Origin of the sequence: Kitasatospora sp. GAS204B, assembly GCF_029892155.1 — a bacterium.
Taxonomy (GTDB): domain Bacteria; phylum Actinomycetota; class Actinomycetes; order Streptomycetales; family Streptomycetaceae; genus Kitasatospora.
Genome location: NZ_JARZAG010000006.1, coordinates 252,675 through 271,234, shown reverse-complemented (window position 1 = coordinate 271,234; position 18,560 = coordinate 252,675). Strand labels below are relative to the sequence as shown.

Below are 18,560 nucleotides of genomic sequence, written 5' to 3'. Positions count from 1 at the left end.
CTTACCCGGGAGACGAGGATGCGGTGTGACACGCACGGCCCGGCTCTGGTCGGACGGCAGCAGGAGACGGACCTGCTGGCGGCCGCTCTGGAGCGGGCCGCAGGCGGCGGGGGCGGCTCGGCCGTCCTGTTGCGCGGCGAGGCCGGTATCGGCAAGAGCGCGCTGCTGGAGTGGGCCGGGCACCGGGCGCGCGAGCTCGGCTTCGCCGTGCTGCGGGTGGTCGGCGCCGAAGCGGAGACCGAGTTCGCCTTCGGCGCGCTGCACCAGGCCACTTGGCCGCTGCTACAGCGCTCCCGCGCCCTGACGCACCATCAGCGGGACGCGCTGGAGAGCGCTTTCGGCGGCCGCACGGACACCCCGCCCAGCGGCTTCGCCGTCGGGGCGGCCGCGCTCGCGCTGCTCGACGAGGCGGCGCGCAGCAGCCCGCTGCTGCTCGTGCTCGACGACCTGCACTGGATCGACTCGTCGAGCGCGACCGTGTTCGCCTTCCTCCGGCGGCGCTGTGCGGAGCTGCCGCTGGTGATCGTCGGCGCCAGCCGCCCGGACGGCGCGGCGGCGGAGGCGTGGCCGGCGGAGCCCGTCGCGGTAGGCGCGCTGTCCCGCCCGGAGGCGGCCGCGCTGCTGCTGCGGCGCTACCCGAAGCTGGCCGCCACGACGGCCGACCGGCTCCTGGAGGAGGCGGCCGGCAATCCGCTGGCGCTCGTGGAGTTGCCACGGCAGTTGCCCGGCGAGCAGCAGCGGGGCGTCGTCCCGCTGCCCGACCGGCTGCCCCTGGGGCGCCGGTTGGAGCGGGTCTTCACCGAGCGGCTGGCGTCGCTGACTCCTGCGGCCACCCGGGTGCTCCTGCTGGCGGCGCTCGCCACGGGCACGGCCGGTGGCAGCGGGGCGTGGCTGCACGAGACGGCGGGCGGTGACGCGGAGGAGGCCCTGGAGCGGATCGAGGCCGGCGGCCTCGCCCGGCTCGACCGGGCAGGGCGGCTGGTCTTCCGGCACCCGCTGGTCCGTACAGCCGTGATCGCGACGGCATCGGAGTCCGCGCGGCGCGAGGCCCACCGCGTCCTCGCCGGGTTCCTCGCACCGGAGGACCCCCGGCGCCTGGTCCACGAGGCATCGGCGGCCCTGCTCCCGGACGACGCCCTCGCCCGCCGGCTGCAGGAGGCCGGCAGCCGGCTCGCCCGGCGCGGTGGCGACGCGGAAGCGGCGCTCCTGCTCGACCGGGCCGCCGCCCTCAGCGCCGACCCCGCCGAGCGGGCCCGCAGGCTCACCTGGGCGGCCGTGATGGCGGCCCGCGGCGGTCAACTGCGCCACACCGTCGCCCTGGTGGAGGAGTTGAAGCGCGCCCCGGTGCCGCCGGACATCGCCCCGCTGTTCGCGTACGCGGTGGTGTACGTCGACCAGAGCCACCGGATCGACTTCGAGTCCTCCGCCGCTCTGCTGCCCGCCGCCCTCGACGCCCTGACGGCACCCGGCGCGGAGTCCTTCGGCGGACTGGCCGAGCAGGTCTACTTCAAACTGCTGCTCGCCGCCACCTACACCGACGACCCCAGAGCCTGGCAGGCGCTGGGCCGGCACCGGGAGAACGCCTCCGAACCGGGCACGCTCTGCCACCGGGCCTGGACCGAGCCGGCCCGGGGCCTGGCCGAGGAACTACGCGCGGTGGTCGACCGGATGAACGAGGAGCAGGAGGCGGGGGCGGCCTGGCTCCTGCTCTGGACCGCCTCGGCGGTCGACAGCGCCGACGGCGACCTGTGGCGACGCTTCACCGGGCTGCACGGCTACGCCACCCAGGGCTCGGTAGCGAAGGCCAAGTGCTACCAGGACTTCCTGCGCGGGCGCTGGGAGCTGGCACCCGTCTGCCTGCGCGAGGCCGAGTCGGCGGAGGAACTCGGCTACCACTGCAACGCGCTGATGTTCCGTCACTACTACGCCCACTTCCTGGCCGGCCGGGGCGACGAGGCGGGTTTCCAGGAGATCGAACAGCTCATCAGGCCGGCCGCCGCGCGCGCCGGCCTGCGGTTCGTGCTGGACCGGCTGACCCATCTGCGGGGCCTGGCCGCCCTGGCCCACGGACGCCACGAGCAGGCGTACGCGCACTTCGCCGAGATCGCTCCACCCGGACGACTCCCCTGCGGCCGGCCGTGGTTCCACACCCTGGTCTTCGACCTGGTGGACGCCGCCGTGCACACGGGTCGACACCGCGAGGCACGTGCGCACGTCGCCGCCGCGCGGGCCGAGCGGTCTGCGGAGATCTCCGGCCACCACGCCTTCCTGCTGGCCGCAGCCGCCGCCTTGGCCGCGGGCGACGCCGAGGCCGACACCGCCTACCGCGCTGCGTACGCCGTGCCGGGAGCCGAGCAGTGGGTCTTCGAACTCGCCCGCCTGCGCCTCGCCCACGGCTGCTGGCTCCGCCGCCGCCAGCGCCCCGAGGCCCGGGACGTCCTGCGTGCGGCACACCACGCCTTCGACAGACTCCAGGCCGATCCCTGGGCGCGGCGCTGCGAGGAGGAACTCCGGGCCGCCGGCGACCTGGTGGCGCCGGCGCCGGGCACCCCGGCCGCGGAGCTGACCGGCCAGGAGCTGCGGATCGCCCGGCTCGCCGCGACCGGTCTGAGCAACAAGGAGATCGGCCAGGCGCTGTGCCTGTCGTCCCGCACCGTCGCGGCGCACCTCTACAAGACCTTTCCCAAGCTCGGCATCACCTCGCGGGCCGCGCTCGCCCACGCCCTCGACAGCTCCTGAGACTTGGAGGTTTCCGCCAGTTCTGTGCCGTCCGTGCACTGCGCCTGTTCCGACGGCGCACGACCTGCCCCGTTCCGCGGACAGGCAGTCAAATGACCTAGAGCGCCTGCCGACTCGCGGGCCAGGCTGACTGCGCAGGACGTAGGCCGAAAGGGGCAGTCAGGTGAACTTGCTGGTGACGACCGCTTCCGTCCCGGATGAGAGGAAGGCGCTGTTCTTGGGAGAGGCGATGTCGCGGACGCTGGTGCCGGTGGAGGTGGTGCCATTGGCCGGCCGGCCGTTCGAGGGCCGCCTGGCGTCGCACCGGCTGGGATACGTGCGGGTGTCCACGATGGAGGCCGACGCGACGCGGGTGTCCCGCACGGCCGGCCTGATCGCGCGGTCCCCGCAGGCGGAGGCGCAGGTGGGGGTGGCCTTGCAGGTGTCCGGTCGCGCCGTGCTGGAGCAGGACGGGCGGCGCGCGGAGGTGGCGGCGGGCGACCTGGTGCTGTACGACACCGCACGGCCGTACTCCTTCGACTACCCGGAGCGCTTCCGCTCCCACGTGCTCCAGGTGCCGCGCAGGCTGCTGGGGGTGCCGGAGTCCGACATCCGGCATGCGGTGGGGACGGCGGTCACCCCCGCCGAGGGGTTCGGGTCCGTCCTGCTGCCGTTCCTCGGCACGCTCGCCGCCTCCGCGCACTCCTACCCCGCCTCCGTCGGCGACCGGCTGGCCGGCCGGGTCGCCGATCTGCTCATCACGCTCGTCGCTCAGCTCACCGGGCCGCCGGCCGCCGACCCGCGCGCCTCGAACGGCCACCTGGTCCAGCGGGTGCGGGAGCACATCGAACGCCACCTGGGCGATCCGGAGCTGTCACCGGAGGCCATCGCCCGCGAGCACCACATCTCGGTGCGCTACCTGCACCGGCTCTTCGAAGGGGAGGACGTCACGGTGGGCCGGCTCATCCAGCAGTGCCGACTGGAGGCCTGCGCCCGGGAGTTGGCCCGGCGCGGCCGTAGCGTGCCGACGGTGTCGGCGGTCGCCCAACGGTGGGGGTTCGTCAACCCGGCGCACTTCAGCCGGGCCTTCCGCGCCGCCTACGGCGTCTCCCCACGCGAGTGGCGCGCACTGCGGACCGCCGAAGGCGGTGCCGGCACGCCGGGCCGAGCGCTGCCTGCCGGGCCTGCAACCGTGCGCGGTGGAGCAAGTGACGGTGCATCATCAGCGCCACCGCCGACCGATCCGTGACTAGCATGCGAAGTGCTCGGCAGGCGCAGCCCGTAGCCTTCCCATGACGGGTCGGTCCACCCGATACACCACGGAGGACGAGCGCCCCCGTGCCTTCCGGCCCCATCGGCCGCTATGCCAGGAGAACAGAGAGTGTCCGACACCGCCCCTTCGCACGCGCGGCGCCCGGTGCTGGAGGGCGCGCTCCAGGCCTTCGTGGATGCGCGCGCCCGCCGGCCTGCCACCGAAGGCGACGAGGGCGGGTTTCCCGGGGAGTTCCTGGACCTCTCGCTGCACTCGGCGCAGGACGGGTCCACACAGGACAGCTCCGCGCAGGACGGGCCGGACGGCCCGCAGGACACCATCGCCGAATGGTACGAGCTCCCCGGCGGACCGACCGGGCCGGTGCGGGTCCAGGTGGTCAGACCGGTCGACGCCGCCGAGCCGACCCCGGTGGTGCTGTTCCTGCACGGGATCGGCTGGGCACTGGGCGACGCCGCCGCCTACGGGCACCTGCTGCGCGAGTTCGCCGTGGGGGCCGACGCCGCGGTGGTGTTCGTCGACTACGCGCGGGCACCGGTGACGCGCTACCCGGTCGCCGTCGAGCAGTGCTACGCCGTCGCCCAGTGGATCCACGCGCACGGCGGCGAGATCGGGCTCGACGGGCGACGGATCGCCGCCGTGGGCGACTCGGCGGGAGCCAACCTCGTCGCGGCGCTGACCGTGCTGGCCCAGCAGCGCGGCGGCGTCCGGCTGGTGCACCAGGTGCTGCTGTGCCCGGTGACCGACGCCGACTTCGACACCCCGTCCTACCGCGAGTTCGCCGACGGGTACGTCCTGCACCGCGACGACATGCGCCGGTTCTGGGATGCCTACCTGCCCGACGTGACCCGCCGGCGGGAGGCCACCGCCGCGCCCCTGCACGCCACCATGGAACAACTCGCCGGACTGCCACCGGCGTTGGTGGTGACCGCCGAGGCCGACGTGCTGCGGGACGAGGGCGAGGCCTACGCGGCCAGGCTCCGCGCGGCCGGGGTCCCGGTGGTGGCCACGCGCTACCAGGGCGTGGTGCACGGCTTCCTGCTGCTCGACAGCGCCTGCCGTACCGGCACCGCCCGCGCCGCCTTCATCCAGGCCGTGGACACCGTCCACGTCGCCCTGCACCGCTACCCCGGCTGAGATCCGGGTCCACCGCAGGAACAACAGGAGGTTTCGCCCGCGGGCGAAACCTCCTGTTGTTCTTCCTGGTCGGGGTCGCGCCGGTCCGGTGGGATGGGAAGTCGCACGGGCGCGGAACCCGTGCCCGCGCCCCGCACCCACGTCACGGGCGCCCTGGTCCGGAAACCCCAGCAGCCTTCGTAGGAGCCCCCGTTGTCCGTCCTGCTCGACACCGCCTCGACACCGGTCTCCGAACGCGCCGAGTACTGGCACGAAGCGATCTCGCACACCTTCATTCCCCTGGACGTGTCCCTGCTCGAAAGCACGCCCTGCGCCGCGAGCATCACCAGTCACCACCTGGGCTCCGTGCAGATCTCCCTGGTCCAGGCCGGTCCGCAGCGGGTCGTTCGCAGCAGCAGCCTGATCGCCCGGGGCGGCGGGGACCGCGTGACGCTGGCCCTCCAGCACCGCGGTACGGCCAGGCTCGCCCAGGACGGTCGCCAAGTGCTGCTGCGGCCGGGGACTTTCGCCGTCTCCGACGCCGGCCGCCCGTTCGCCAAGGAGCTACCGGAACCCTTCGCCTTCACGGCCTTCCACTGGCCGCGAACGGCTGTCGGCGTGTCCGACGAGGAACTGCGGCAGCTCACCGCGACAGCCTTCGAGACCAACGGCGGCACCGCCGCGCTGGTGGCCGCCTATCTGGGGCGCCTGGCCCGAGCGGCGGGCTCGCTGGACCCGCACGTCGCGGGCCGGCTCGCCACCACGGCGCTGGACCTGCTGGCCGTCCTCGCCCACGAACGCGGTGGGCGGCCGATCCCGCAGGCGCCCGAGACGGCCCTCGCCACGCTGGCGCGGATCAAGGACTACATCCTGCGCCGCCTGGGCGACCCCGACCTGGCACCGGAGCAGATCGCGGCCGCCCACTACCTGTCCGTGCGTTACCTCCACAAGCTCTTCCAGCACGAGGACGCCACGGTGGCGCGCTGGATCCAGCGCCAGCGCCTGGACATGTGCCGGCGCGAGCTGGCCCGCCCGGCGGCGGGGACGGCGACCGTGGCGGCCGTCGCGGGCCGCTGGGGGTTCGTGAGTGCCAGCCATTTCAGCCGCGCCTTCCGAGCCGCCTACGGCATCACACCGCGCGAGTGGCTGGCGAGCGCCCGGGCGGACAGCACCTCAGGTGGTCCCGCACCCCGCCGGGAGTGACTCCCGGCAGGGTGCGTCGCCTGCTCAACTCTACCGTTTCTCAGATCAGTTGATGGTCCAGTGCTGGAGCGCCGAGCCGCTGTCGGCCTGCTGGGTGACCAGCGAGCCGTCGGAGGTGGCGGCGGTGGTCAGCAGCAGACCGCTGCTCCGGGAGACGACGGTGTAGCCGCCGCTCACGGCGGTCACCGTCCAGCGCTGGTTGCTGCCACCGGTGCAGGTCCACTGGATCACCTGGGCGCCCGCGGCGGTGGAGCCGCCGCTGACGTCCATGCAGAGGTTCGACTGGCCGTTGCTGATCTGGTAGGAGCCGTCGGCCTGCTGGGTGAAGACCCAGTTCTGGTTGCTGCCGCCGTTGGCGGCCCAGGTGATGAGTTGGGTGCCGGCGGTGACGGAGTGGTTGGGGTCGTCCAGCGCCTCGCCCGAGATGGTCAGCGTGTGCGTGCCGGTCAGGGCGGCGGTGACCGACCAGGTGAAGGTGACCGAGGAGGAGGCGGTGCCCGAGGAGGCAGTGACCGTGACCTGCGTCGTCCCGGCCGTGGTGGGTGTGCCGGAGACCAGGCCGGCGGGGCTGATCGACAGGCCCGCCGGGAGCTTGCTCGCGCTGAAGGTGAGCGCCTTGCCGGCGGAGTCGGTGCCGGTCAGCTGGAGCGAGAGCGCGGTGCCGGCCTTGCTGGACTGGTTGCCCGGGTCGGCCACCGTGACGGTCTCGGCCGCCGAGCCGAGCGGGGTGAACGTCAGGGTCTGCTCGGCGGCCGTGCGGGCGCCGCCGACCGCGCTGCCCGTGGTGTCGGTCCAGCTGCGGGTGGGAGCGGTCTCGGCGAGGCGGCTGCCGTCCGAGGAGAGTCCGAGCACGAGGCCGCTGTACCGGTTGACCAGGCGGAAGCCGCCGGCCGTCGAGCTGCTGGGCACCAGGAACCACTGCTGGCCCACCGACGGGCCACCCGAACCAGCCGCCGCCACCGTCGGCTTGGCGCCCCAGGCGCGCCCTGCGGTGTGGGCGGAGTCGACGCCGAGCAGCTTGTGGGTACCGGAGTTGACGACCCGGTAGGAGCCGTCGCCGTTCGCGACGAAGTTCCAGCCCTCCAGCGCCGATCCGGTGGGCGCGGCCAGCGAGGTGGCACCGGAACCGCCGGTGGCCTGGGCGAGGACCCGGCCGCTCGCGTTGGCGATCCGGTAGGTCTTGCCCGTGTCCACCGGCGTGGCCGGGGACGGGGAGTCGATGGTGACGTCGGTGTACTCGCCGTTGGCGCCGTTGGCGCAGGACCAGGCGCAGTAGGAGCGGAAGGTCTTGCCGACGACGGTGTTGTCGGTCTTGTTGGCGCCGTCCAGGAACCAGCGGTACCAGGAGGCGGTGTGGTAGCCGCCGGTGTCGCCGAGCAGCGTCCACTTCTGGCTGGTGAGGTCGGCGGTGGCGTAGAACTGCTGCGGTGCCGATCCGCTCTGGTCGACCCCCTGCGGCTCGCCGATGTACAGGCCCAGGTAGGCGTCGTAGGTGACGTCCATGACGAACAGCGGTGAGGTGGCGGGCATCTGGCCGGCCGCGATCTGCTGTTCGGCGGTCCCGGTGTTGGCCGGGTCGTACTCGTTGGCGGGCGGGGTGTAGCCGGTGGAGTTGGTCGCGTCGACGGGCACCAGGTTGCTCTCCTTCCCACCCTGACCGGGCTGGGACCAGGAGCCGTCGTACCACTTCTGCCAGGAGTCGGGCGCCATCTTCGAGGCGATCGGCGCACGCGCCACGTGCTCGTAGAAGGCCTTCCAGCCGCCGCTCTTGTCGATGACCCGCGAGCCGTAATAGACGTAGAAGTAGCCGGAGGCGGTGTCGACGAAGAGCCGCTGGTCGCCGTCGCCGTAGTAGTACGTCTGGCCGGGGAACTGGGTGGTGTCGCCGCGCTGGGTGCTGTACGGCGAGGTGATGGCGTGGTCCTTGATGGTCCAGGTGTGGCCCTGGTCGGTGGAGACCGCGTAGTCGATGGCGTCGTAGTGCAGGCCGTCGTTGAACGGCGCCGGGGTGAACTCGTTGTGCACCAGGCCGTACCAGTCGCCGGTGTCGGGGTCGACCCAGGTGCCGACCAGGTCGCAGTAGTTCTTCTGGGCGTAGCTGGTGTTGCCCACCGAGTAGGTCGCGCTCAGGCCGGTGGGGCTGTTGTTGCAGCGCCAGGTGGTGTCGTTGTTCTTGTCGTCGGCGTTGGCGGGGTTGACCGCGTTGTCCAGGCCGCTGTCCGAGGTGGCGGAGTCGAAGTCGGTGCCGGTGAAGAAGCCCCAGGAGCGGTTGTCGGTGGCGCCGTAGAGGGCGTCGGACTCCTGGTAGTGGAAGGTGCCGTCCTTGTCGACGAACGGCGCGGCGGGGCTGTCGGAGATGTTGCCGAACGGCACGGGGGTACCGGTGGTGACGGTATGTCCCGTGCTGGGGGCGCCGGCGGACGGGCTGGCGGCCGAGGGGGTGGCCGCCAGCCCGGCGAGGCACAGGGCCGCGCTGGTGAGGGTCGCGACCACGGGGCCGCGGATGCGGGGGAACACGGATTCTCCTTGCTGTGCCGGGGGGCACACCGTTGGGGGATTCGGTGGAGTCAGTGCCGGAGTGGGGTCAGTGCCAGTCCACGACCAGCCAGCCGCGGTGCGGCAGGTCCTGGTCGAGACTGAGACCGACCGGCAGTTGGCTCAGCCCGTGGTGGTGCACGGTGAACCGGGCCGAGGTCGGTGGGGCGAGCGGGGCCAGCAGGGTCGCGCCGGAGGCCGCGGGGGTGGCCGGCAGGGCGATCCGCGGGCGGGCGGGGTCGGCGCTGCCGTTGGCCACGGCGAGCAGCCAGCCGCGCTCGGAGTGGGACAGGTGCGGGAGCAGGTGGGGGCCGCCGCTGACCAGCGGCAGGGTGGGGTGATCGCCCTCGAGGAAGCGGACCATGGCGTGCAACAGGCGCTGGCCGTCGTCGTCGTAGGGCAGCTGAGCCGGCGCGGTCGCGGCCAACACGGCGACCCGGCCGCCGAGTTCATTGCGGAAGACGAACCTGCCAGGGCCCCACCGCTGCTGATCGGGAGTCAGGATCGTGGTCCAGGTCTCGGTCCCGGGAGCGAGCTCCATGCGGGCCATCGCGGGCTGGACGTTGACGCTCAGGTACACGTCGTCCGATCGCACCAGCTCCAGGGCGTACGGCCGCACCCGGTCGGCGCTCTCGCGCTCGACGAGTGCACAGCGGTCGATCCCGAGCAGGTGGCCGAAGCCGCGCCGGGTGAGCACCTCGGCGGCCGAGCCGTCCAGCAGCAGCCCGCCGGCGAGCATCCGTTCGACCTCGACGTCCCCGAAGGCCCAGGCCAGTTGACCGAAGACCGCCTGCACGGGAGCGTCACCCGCGGTGATCGGGACGCCGTAGCGCAGCAGGTGGTCGGCGGTGGGGGCGGCATCGGCGGCCAGCTCGCCGAGGTCGCCGAGCTCGCCGCCGGCCCGGACGTGTACCCGGGCGGCCGCGTGCTGCGGCATCGGCACGCCGACGCCGTGGCTGCGCAGCGCGCGCGGCCGGCGCTGGGCGACCCAGTCGAGTGCGGGGCGGGAGCGGCGCAGCAGGTCGGCGACCTGTGGGAAGCGCTGGGCCCGGCCGGACTGCATCGGATGGACGTTGAGGAACATCGCGTCGGAGCCGGCGAGTTGGGCGGCGACCAGCTCGGACCAGGTCTGGGTGTCGGACTTGGACCAGCTGGTGTGCGGCCAGTTCTCGATCTCGGGCTCGCTGGTCACGTGGGCCGGTCGCAGCGACCGCTGGGCTTCCAGCATCCAGAGCGAGAAGCTGAGTTCGCGTCCGGGTGCGTCGCTGTAGCGGGCGAAGTGCGGGCGGTGGGCGACCTTGCCGTTGATGCTCAACGCCTCGAACAGGGCCGGCCAGTCCCGGCCCTCCACCGAGTGGACGCCGAGTTCGGAGCTCATCAGGCCGAGCTGGACGCGGCCGCCGGACTGCTCGCGGACCGCCTTCGCGACCTGCTCGGCGGCCTCCAACTGTGCGGTGCGCCAGACTTGTTGCAGTACGGAACGCCAGGGGTGCGGTTCCCCGGGCGCGGTGACGGCGGCCACCAGTCGCTCGCGGGTGACCGCTTCGCCGGCCAGCGCCGCGAACCGGTCCAGCATCAACGTCTCGAAGCCGCCGCCCCAGTGCAGCGGGGCGTGGTTGTGGTAGCGGAAGTCGTCCTCCAGCCAGAGCACCCGCAGGTCCAGGGCGGCGAACCGGGCGTAGTGGGCGGCCAGCCAGGCGCGCCAGCGCGGGCAGGCGAACGAGGCCTGGGCGGTGGCCGCTCGTCCCTCGGGGTCGACCATCGGGGCGAACCCGAGGGTGTCGGTGCGGCCGCGGTCGGCGTGGCCGGCGGTGACCCAGGGGTTCAGGCTGACCGACAGGCCGGCCTCGCGCAGGATCGTCGTCGCGGTGGCCGCGGTCCCCAGGGCCAGGTCCTCGGCCCGGCCGGCCGGGTGGCCGGTGTGGAACTCCTCGGCCCCGAGCAGCAACACCACCTCGTCGACCCCGGCCTCCCCGCAGAACTTCGCCAACTCCACGGCCTGCTGGGCGGCTTCCGGTCCGGGGTGGAGCTGGAAGCGCAGGTGGTACCTCGCGGACACGCGGGGACTCCTCACTTGGTGCTGCCGGCGACCAGACCGGCGCGCCAGAAGCGTTGCAGGGACAGGAAGAGGATCACCAGCGGGATCGCGGAGATCGCGGCCGCGGTGATCACGATATTGAAGGGGACGGCACTGGGGCCGATGCCGCGCTGAGCCTGCCACCCGACGATGCCGACGGTGACCGGCTGGAGCCGGTCGTTGGCCAGCATCAGCACCGGCAACAGGTAGTTGGTCCAGATCGCGACGAACTGGAAGAGGAAGATGGTCACCAGGGCCGGCGACATCACCCGCAGCGCGATGGTGGCGAAGATCCGGAACTCGCCGGCGCCGTCGATCCGTCCGGCCTCGATGAGCTCGTCGGGCACCGAGGAGCCGGCGTAGATCCGGGCCAGGTAGACGCCGAACGGGCTGACCATGCTGGGCAGCAGCACCGCCCAGTAGGTGTTGACCAGGTGGACGCCGGAGAACATCAGGTAGAGCGGGACGGCGAGCAGCGGCTGCGGGACCAGCACCGCGGCGAGGACCGAGTTGAAGGTGAACTCCCGACCACGGAACCGGTACTTGGCCAGCGTGTAGCCGGCGAGCGCGGCGATCAGGGTGCTGACGGCGGCGCCGCCGACGGCGTAGAGCGCGCTGTTGGCGAGCCACTGCCAGTAGATGCCGCCCTGTTGGGCGAAGACCTGGTGGACGTTGTCGAAGAGCGCGAAGCGGGCGAACCAGAAGCCGTTGCCGCTGAACAGGTCGGCGTTGGTCTTGGTGGAGGAGACCAGCAACCACCAGACGGGCGCCAGGAAGTACACCGAGGTGACCAGCAGCACGCCGAGGACCAGCCAGCGCGAGAGCGATTGACGGACAGTCACAGGGCCGCCCCCTTGCGCTGGACCAGCTTGAGGAAGCCGAAGGAGAGCACGAAGGCGAGCAGCGCGAGGATCACCGATTCGGCGGCGGCGGCGTTGAAGTTGTTGGCGTTCACGGCGTCGTAGGCGGCGTAGATGGGGGTGTAGGTGCTCGACAGGTTGGGGGCGACGTTGTGCAGGATGGCCGGCTCGTTGTAGAGCTGGGCGGTGCCGATGATCGAGAACACCGTGGTCAACACCAGTGCCGGCCGCACCAGCGGTACCTTGATCCGCCAGGCGATGCCGAAGGCCGAGCAGCCGTCCATGGTGGCCGCCTCGCTGAGTTCGGCGGGGATCGCCTGCAGCGCGGAGTAGATGATCAGCATGTTGTAGCCGGTCCAGCCCCAGGTCAGCATGTTGCCGATGGTGGGGGCCAGCATGGCGTTCGAGGTCAGGTCGAGGTGCAGGCCCAGGTGCCGGGCGGCGGCGCTGATCGGGCTCAGTCCAGGGGCGACCAGGTACGACCACATGATGGCGCCGACCACACCGGGCAGCGCGTACGGCAGGAAGAAGGCCAGCCGGAAGAACCGCTTGAAGAGCGTGGACTTGGCGTCCAGCAGCAGGGCCAGACCGAGCGCGATCAGCAGCATCAGCGGCACCTGCACGAGCCCGATCAGCAGGACCCGCAGCAGCGAGCCGCGGAAGTCCGCGTCGCCCAGCGCGGTGGCGTAGTTGGACAGCCCGGCGAAGACCTGGGTGGGTGCGGTCAGGCCGAGGCCGGAGCGGTGCATCCGGAACAGGCTCTGGTAGAGCGTGTAGCCGATCGGGGCCAGGTAGAACGCCGCGAACGGCACCAGGAACGGGGCGAGGAAGAGGGCGACGGGACGCCCGCGCCGGCGGCGACCGGGGCGGGCGAGGCCGGCGGCCCTGCTCCTGTCGGCTGCTCGCCCCCGGAGAGCGGTGGTCATGCGTGGGTTGCCTTTCGGTGCTCGAACGCGCGGGTGGGCGCGGTGCGGCGGCGGTTGACGGCGGGCCGGTTGACGGCAGGTCAGCCGCCCGCCACGCTCAGTCCCTGCTGCTTCATCCCGGCCACCGTCTTGCTCTGCACGGTGGCGAGCATGGCGGTCAGCGTGGTGCCGCCGGTCCCGGCCTGGCCGAGACCGTCACCGAGGTCGGTCGAGGTCTGGGTCATGGTCGGGCCCCACTGCCAGTCGGTGTTGATGTGGGCGGTCTCGGCCTTGAACACGTCGAAGATGGTCTGGCCGCCGTAGAAGGCGTCCGGCGCGGCGAGCGTCGGGTTGGCCAGACCCGAGGTGGCGGCGGGGTAGATCCCGGTGACCTTGATCAGGTTGCTGACGCTGTCCGCGTCGGTGCTCATCCAGGTGGCGAACTCGGTGGCCTCCTTGGCGTGGCCGCAGCCCTTGAGCACCGCGGTGGCCGAGCCGCCGTCGTTGCCGTACACCGGGTTGGCGGCGTCCCAGACCGGCATCGGCGCGACGGCCCACTGGCCCGCGCCGTCCTTGACGCTGCTGGCGATGATCGGCGCGTCCCAGACCGCGTTGACGTCGGAGAGCACCTTGCCGCTCGCCATGTCGCTGTAGAGCGAGGGGTCGTAGCTCGGATCGGTCTTCAGCAACTTCTTGTCCAGCAGGCCCTGCCAGAAGCCGGCCACCTTCTGGTTCGCGGCATTGTTGATGCTCACCTGCCACTGGTCGCCGGCGGTGCCGAACCAGCCCGCGCCGGCCTGCCAGGCCAGGCCTGCGTAGTTGTAGGCGTCGTTGCCGAGGTCGCCCAGGTAGACGGTGGGGTCGGCGGCGTGCACCTTCGCGGCGTCGGCCGCGTACTCGTCCCAGGTGGCCGGCGGCGTGGTGATGCCGTACTTGGCGAACAGGTCCTTGCGGTACATCAGCGCCATCGGTGCGGTGTCGACCGGGATGCCGTAGGTCTGACCGCCGATCGTGACCTGCTTCCAGGTCCAGTCGGCGAACTGCCCCTTGGCGTCGGTGGCGTACTTGCCGACGTCGGTGAGCGCGCCGGCGGCGGCGAAGCTGGGCAGCGTCTCGTAGCCGACCTGTGCCAGGCAGGGGGCGTTGCCGGCCTTGGCGGCGGTGAGCATCTTCGTGTAGCCGCCCTTGGAGCCGGAGGCGGTCTTGTCGAAGGTGACCTGGATGTTCGGGTGGCTCTGGTTGAACAGGGCCACTGACTGGTCGTAACCCGGCGCCCAGCCCCAGAAGTCCAGCTTCACCACGCCACTGGACGAGCCGGCCTCGCCCTTCGAACCGGAGCCGCTGGAGGAGCAGCCGGCGGCCAGCATCGCAGCCGCGAGGACCACGGTTGCGGCGGCCAGGGAGTGGGATCTCGGCTTCACGTACGTCTCCTGGAGTTTCATGGGTGGAACAGCACAGTTTCGATCATGTTCGCGCAGAGCCGAGCATGGTCAATTCGTTCGGCTATTGTTTGAACTAACCCTGGCCAAGTCAATAGGCTGGTCCGCACAGACGATCCGCACAGACGGTCCGCACAGGCGAGAGGAGACCCGGTGAAGCAGGCGCTGCGGGGCACGGGCGTACGCGAGTTGGCCATGGCACGCCCGGCCGTCGCGCGGGACCGGTCCGCGTCCCGGCGGGCGAACCTGAGCATGGTGCTGCGGCTGCTGCGCGACGAGGGCCCGCGCTCCCGGGCCCGGATCGCCGAGGACACCGGCCTGCCCAAGGCCACCGTCTCCCACCTGATCGCCGAACTGCTCGACGGCGGCCTGGTCCGGGAGGGCGAGGCCGAACGCGACCGCAACGCCGTGGGCCGGCCCGGCCAGGCGGTCGACGTGGACGGTCGCAGCGTCCACGGCCTGGGCGCCGAAATCAACGTGGACTACATCAGCCTGCTCGCCCTCAACCTGCGCGGCGAGGTCACCTTCGAGCGCCGCACCCCGCTGGATGTGCGCGCCGCCGGCCCGCAGGCCGCGCTGGACGCGGTGGCCCGGCTGATCGCCGACGGCATGGCGGCCGTGCGCGACGCGGGTGGCCACGTCGTCGGCATCACCCTGGCCACACCCGGCGCCGTCGACATGGACGCGGGCGTCGTCAAGTACGCCTCCAACATCGGCTGGCGGGAAGTCCCGGCCCTGGCCGGCCTGCACGAGCGGCTCGGCCCCGGCGCCCCGGAGCTGCACCTGGAGAACGACGCCAAACTCGGCGCGCTGGCCGAGTACGTGCTGGCCTCCGCCGACAACGTGCGCGACCTGGTCTACGTCACCGGCCAGACCGGCGTCGGCGTCGGCATCATCGCCGGCGGCCAACTCCTGCGCGGCACCGGCGGATACGCGGGCGAGGTCGGACACCTGCGGCTGGTCCCCTCCGACGAACCCTGCGCCTGCGGGCGGATCGGCTGCTGGGAGACCACGGTCGGACGCGACGCGCTGCTGCGCTACGCCGCCGACCCCACCGACCCTGTCCGCGACCCGATGCTCGACCTCGGACAGCGCCTGGCCGAGTTGCACGAACGGGCACACGCCGGCGATCCGCGCACCCTGGCCGCGCTCGACCGGATCGCCGACCACCTCGCGCCCGGGCTGGCCCTGCTCGCCGACATCCTCAACCCCCGACTGCTGATCCTGGGCGGCCACTTCGCCTACTTCGGCGAGCACCTGATCGACGCGGTCACCGCCCAGGTCCGCGACCTGGTGATGGCACCCGACACCGGCGGCTGCGAGATCGCCCTCTCCCGACTCGGCCTCGCGGGCACCGTACGCGGCGCCGCACTGCTGGCGCTGGACGCCGTGTACCAGGATCCGACGGCGGCGATGACGGGCGCGTAGGGCCGTCCTGCCGGATTCGTTGACGCGCCATCACGGTGCCCATATATTCCGGTTTCGAGCAGGATCGCGCAAACTCGCGCAGGATCAATCAGATTCGCGCACCGGGTTCGCGCTCCCCCGATCCTCAGGAAGGACCCACCCATGTCCGGATCCCCCTCCTCTCGCCCCGAGACCGTTGCGGCCGGCGGGGTGCCGCGCCGCGCCGTCCTGCGCACGGCCCTGTCCCTCGGCGCGCTGTTCGCGCTCGGCTCCCTGCCGGAGTTCACCACGGGAGCAGCGGCGGTGACGCGCCCCGGTGCACCGACCCTGGTTCCCGACTCCCAGGCCGTCACGCTCTGGTACACCGCGCCCGGGACCGAGGCGGTGATCATGGAACAGGGCCTGCCGATCGGCAACGGGCGGCTGGGCGCGATGGTCACCGGCGACCCGTCCCACGACGCGCTGTACCTGTCGGACGCCACCTTGTGGACCGGCGACGCGAACGCCTCGCTCGGCTCGGACGGCCAATTCGCATACGACAGTACGGACTTCGGCAGCTTCGGGCTGCTGGCCCAGGCGTACCTGGAGATCCCGGCCCACACCACCGCCGCGATCAACGGCTACCGCCGCGCACTCGACCTCTCCAACGGCCTGGTGACCGCCTCCTACCAGCTGGGCGGCGTGACGTACCGGCGCGAGGTGTACTCCAGCCGGCCCGACGATGTCATCGTCATCCGCCTCACCCAGAGCGGCGGCGGCTCGTACACCGGATCGCTGACGCTGACGGGCACCAGGGGCGAGACGGTCTCGGCCGACACGGCGACCGCGAGCGTCTCGTTCGACGCCGCCCTGCCGAACTCGCTGCGGTACGCGACCGTGGTGCAGGCGGTGGGCACCGGCGGCACGGTGTCCGCCGCCGGCGCGCAGCTGAGCTTCGCCGACTGCCGCGAGGTGCTGCTGGTCGTCTCGGGCGGCACCAACTACAAGGCGGACGCGTCCATCGGCTACAAGGACACCTCCATCGCGCCGCTCACGGTCGCCCGCCACCGGGCCGCGGCCGCGGCCACCGTCGCCGGAACGGCCCTGCTCGCCACCCACGTTGCCGACTACCAGCGACTCCAGCAGGCCATGACGGTGAACCTGGGCGCCTCCAGCGCCGCCCAACGGGCCATGGACACCGCCTCCCGGCTCACCGCCCGCGCCGCCGCCGGCTCCGCACCCGATCCCGAACTCGAGGCGTCCTTCCTGCACTTCGGCCGCTATCTGATGATCTGCGGCTCGCGCGACAGTCTCCCGATCAACCTCCAGGGCCTGTGGATCGACCGCAACGACCCGGACTGGATGAGCGACTACCACACCGACATCAACCTCCAGATGAACTACTGGCTGCCCGACCGCACGGGCCTGTCGGAGTGCTTCGACACCCTCACCGACTACTGCATCGCCCAACTGCCGGGCTGGCAGGCCACCACCCGGGACCTCTTCCAGGACACCCGCAACGGGTTCCGCAACTCCTCCGGCAAGGTGGCCGGTTGGACGCTGGCCATCTCCACCAACATCTGGGGCGGCAACGGCTGGTGGTGGCACCCGGCCGGCAGCGCCTGGATCTCCAACTCGCTGTACCAGCACTACCAGTACACCCAGGACACCGGTCACCTGGAGCGCATCTACCCGCTGCTCAAAGGCGCCTGCGAGTTCTGGGAGGCCAGGCTCATCACCACCACCGTGCCCGACCCGGTGACCGGGGGCACCCGCCAGGTACTCGTCGACGACCACGACTGGTCGCCCGAGCAGGGCCCGACCGACGCGATCGGCATCACCTACGCGCAGGAACTCGTCTGGCAGCTCTTCCGGAACTACCAGGAGGCCGCTGCCGCACTGGGCCGGGACGCCGGCTACGCCAGCACCATCGCAGGGCTCCAGGAGCAGCTGTACCTGCCCGAGATCAGCGCCACCAGCGGCTGGCTGGAGGAGTGGATGAGCAACGACAACCTCGGTGAGACCACGCACCGCCACCTCTCCCCGCTCATCGGACTCTTCCCCGGCGACCGGATCAACCTCCAGGACTCCCCGCCCGCGCTCATCGAGGCGGCCACCGCCCTGCTGACCGCGCGCGGCATGGTCAGCTTCGGCTGGGGCTGCGCCTGGCGCGCGCTGTGCTGGGCGCAGTTGAAGAACGCCGACAAGGCCTACCAGCTGGTCCTCACCGTCATGCAGCCGTCCGTGAACTTCGCCAACGGCGTCGGCATCAACATGTTCAACATGTACAGCTTCGGCAACCGCTCGGTCTTCCAGAACGACGGCAACTTCGGCGCGCCGTCGGCGATGGTGGAGATGCTGGTGCAGTCCCGGCCCGGACGGGTCGAGCTGCTGCCCGCGCTGCCGTCGGCCTGGGCGGCGTCCGGCAGCGTCACCGGCATCGGCGTGCGCGGCGGCCTGAGCGTGGACCTGAGTTGGGCGTCCGGCCAGGTCACCACCGCCACGCTGCGCGGGAGCGCCGGAGCGAGCACCACCGTCGTCTTCGGGGCATGGAGCCAGGCGGTCACCATCCCCGCCGGTGGCTCGGTGACCGTGACACCGCCGGCCCAGAGCACGGTCTGCCAACTGGTCAACCGGCTGAGCGGGAAGGCCATCGACGTACCCGGTGCCTCCACCGTCGCGGGCACCACCCTGATCCAGTACACCCCCGGCACCGCCGCCAACCAGCACTTCCGGTTCACAGGTGTCGGGGGCGACACCTACGAGATCGACTGCACGCACACGGCCCTGGCCTGGGACATCAACGGCGGTTCCACCGCCGACGGCGCCACGTTGATCGAATGGACGCCCACCCACGGCACCAACCAGCAGTGGCGGATCACCGACACCGGCGACGGCTACATCACCATCGCCTCCGTGCGCAGTGGCAAGGTGCTCGGCGTCACGCAGGACTCCACGGCCGACCTGGCGACCATCGAGCAGCAGAGCGCCAACTCCGGTCCGGGCCAGCAGTGGCGTCGCATCCCGGTGTGACGCAAGCGGAGTTCCAGC

At 72.0% G+C, this 18,560-nt stretch carries 11 protein-coding genes; 6 read left to right on the top strand and 5 right to left on the bottom strand.

Annotated elements, in window-relative coordinates; translation table 11 throughout:
• Positions 1 to 18: 18 nt before the first annotated feature.
• The 4 genes from P3T41_RS11010 (at position 19) to P3T41_RS10995 (ending at position 6,307) form a co-directional block, all read left to right on the top strand.
• Positions 19 to 2,739, top strand: a complete 2,721-nt coding sequence (locus P3T41_RS11010) for a LuxR family transcriptional regulator (protein ID WP_280689489.1) — start codon at positions 19 to 21, stop codon at positions 2,737 to 2,739.
• Positions 2,740 to 2,968: 229 nt separating this feature from the next.
• The gene (locus P3T41_RS11005) at positions 2,969 to 3,967 is read left to right on the top strand and encodes a helix-turn-helix domain-containing protein (protein ID WP_280689488.1); all 999 of its coding nucleotides are present in this window, start codon (positions 2,969 to 2,971) and stop codon (positions 3,965 to 3,967) included.
• Positions 3,968 to 4,099: 132 nt separating this feature from the next.
• The gene (locus P3T41_RS11000) at positions 4,100 to 5,125 is read left to right on the top strand and encodes an alpha/beta hydrolase (protein ID WP_280689487.1); all 1,026 of its coding nucleotides are present in this window, start codon (positions 4,100 to 4,102) and stop codon (positions 5,123 to 5,125) included.
• 192 nt (positions 5,126 to 5,317) lie between these two features.
• Entirely contained in the window at positions 5,318 to 6,307 is a 990-nt protein-coding gene (locus tag P3T41_RS10995) for a helix-turn-helix domain-containing protein (protein WP_280689486.1), read from the top strand.
• A 45-nt stretch (positions 6,308 to 6,352) separates the two neighbouring features.
• Here the strand turns inward: P3T41_RS10995 and P3T41_RS10990 are convergent, their stop codons facing one another.
• The 5 genes from P3T41_RS10990 to P3T41_RS10970 all read right to left on the bottom strand — a co-directional run bounded on the left by P3T41_RS10990 (position 6,353) and on the right by P3T41_RS10970 (position 14,105).
• Positions 6,353 to 8,824, bottom strand: coding sequence for an RICIN domain-containing protein (locus P3T41_RS10990; protein WP_280689485.1), 2,472 nt, complete (start codon positions 8,822 to 8,824; stop codon positions 6,353 to 6,355).
• Positions 8,825 to 8,891: 67 nt separating this feature from the next.
• On the bottom strand, positions 8,892 to 10,901 hold the full coding sequence (locus tag P3T41_RS10985; protein WP_280689484.1) for a hypothetical protein: 2,010 nt from the start codon (positions 10,899 to 10,901) through the stop codon (positions 8,892 to 8,894).
• Between the two features lie 11 nt (positions 10,902 to 10,912).
• Positions 10,913 to 11,761 carry a carbohydrate ABC transporter permease gene (locus P3T41_RS10980; RefSeq protein ID WP_280689483.1) on the bottom strand — a complete coding sequence of 283 codons (849 nt, stop codon included), beginning with the start codon at positions 11,759 to 11,761 and terminating at the stop codon, positions 10,913 to 10,915.
• On the bottom strand, positions 11,758 to 12,705 hold the full coding sequence (locus P3T41_RS10975) for a sugar ABC transporter permease (protein WP_280689482.1): 948 nt from the start codon (positions 12,703 to 12,705) through the stop codon (positions 11,758 to 11,760). The genes P3T41_RS10980 and P3T41_RS10975 overlap by 4 nt, the downstream gene beginning before the upstream one ends.
• An 80-nt stretch (positions 12,706 to 12,785) precedes the next feature.
• Positions 12,786 to 14,105: an extracellular solute-binding protein gene (locus P3T41_RS10970; protein ID WP_280689481.1), complete on the bottom strand. Its 1,320-nt coding sequence runs from the start codon at positions 14,103 to 14,105 to the stop codon at positions 12,786 to 12,788.
• 171 nt (positions 14,106 to 14,276) lie between these two features.
• Here P3T41_RS10970 and P3T41_RS10965 point away from each other — a divergent pair, with 171 nt between their 5' ends.
• On the top strand, positions 14,277 to 15,551 hold the full coding sequence (locus P3T41_RS10965; protein WP_280689480.1) for an ROK family transcriptional regulator: 1,275 nt from the start codon (positions 14,277 to 14,279) through the stop codon (positions 15,549 to 15,551).
• Between the two features lie 141 nt (positions 15,552 to 15,692).
• Entirely contained in the window at positions 15,693 to 18,542 is a 2,850-nt protein-coding gene (locus P3T41_RS10960) for a glycoside hydrolase N-terminal domain-containing protein (protein WP_280689479.1), read from the top strand.
• The last annotated feature ends 18 nt before the right edge of the window (positions 18,543 to 18,560 follow it).

What these genes read in the sequence shown, in the direction of transcription:
- P3T41_RS11010 (WP_280689489.1), top strand. Translation starts at nt 19, where the DNA reads ATGCGGTGTGACACGCACGGCCCGGCTCTGGTCGGACGGCAGCAGGAG.
- P3T41_RS11005 (WP_280689488.1), top strand. Translation starts at nt 2,969, where the DNA reads ATGTCGCGGACGCTGGTGCCGGTGGAGGTGGTGCCATTGGCCGGCCGG.
- P3T41_RS10975 (WP_280689482.1), bottom strand. Translation starts at nt 12,705, where the DNA reads ATGACCACCGCTCTCCGGGGGCGAGCAGCCGACAGGAGCAGGGCCGCC.
- P3T41_RS10960 (WP_280689479.1), top strand. Translation starts at nt 15,693, where the DNA reads ATGTCCGGATCCCCCTCCTCTCGCCCCGAGACCGTTGCGGCCGGCGGG.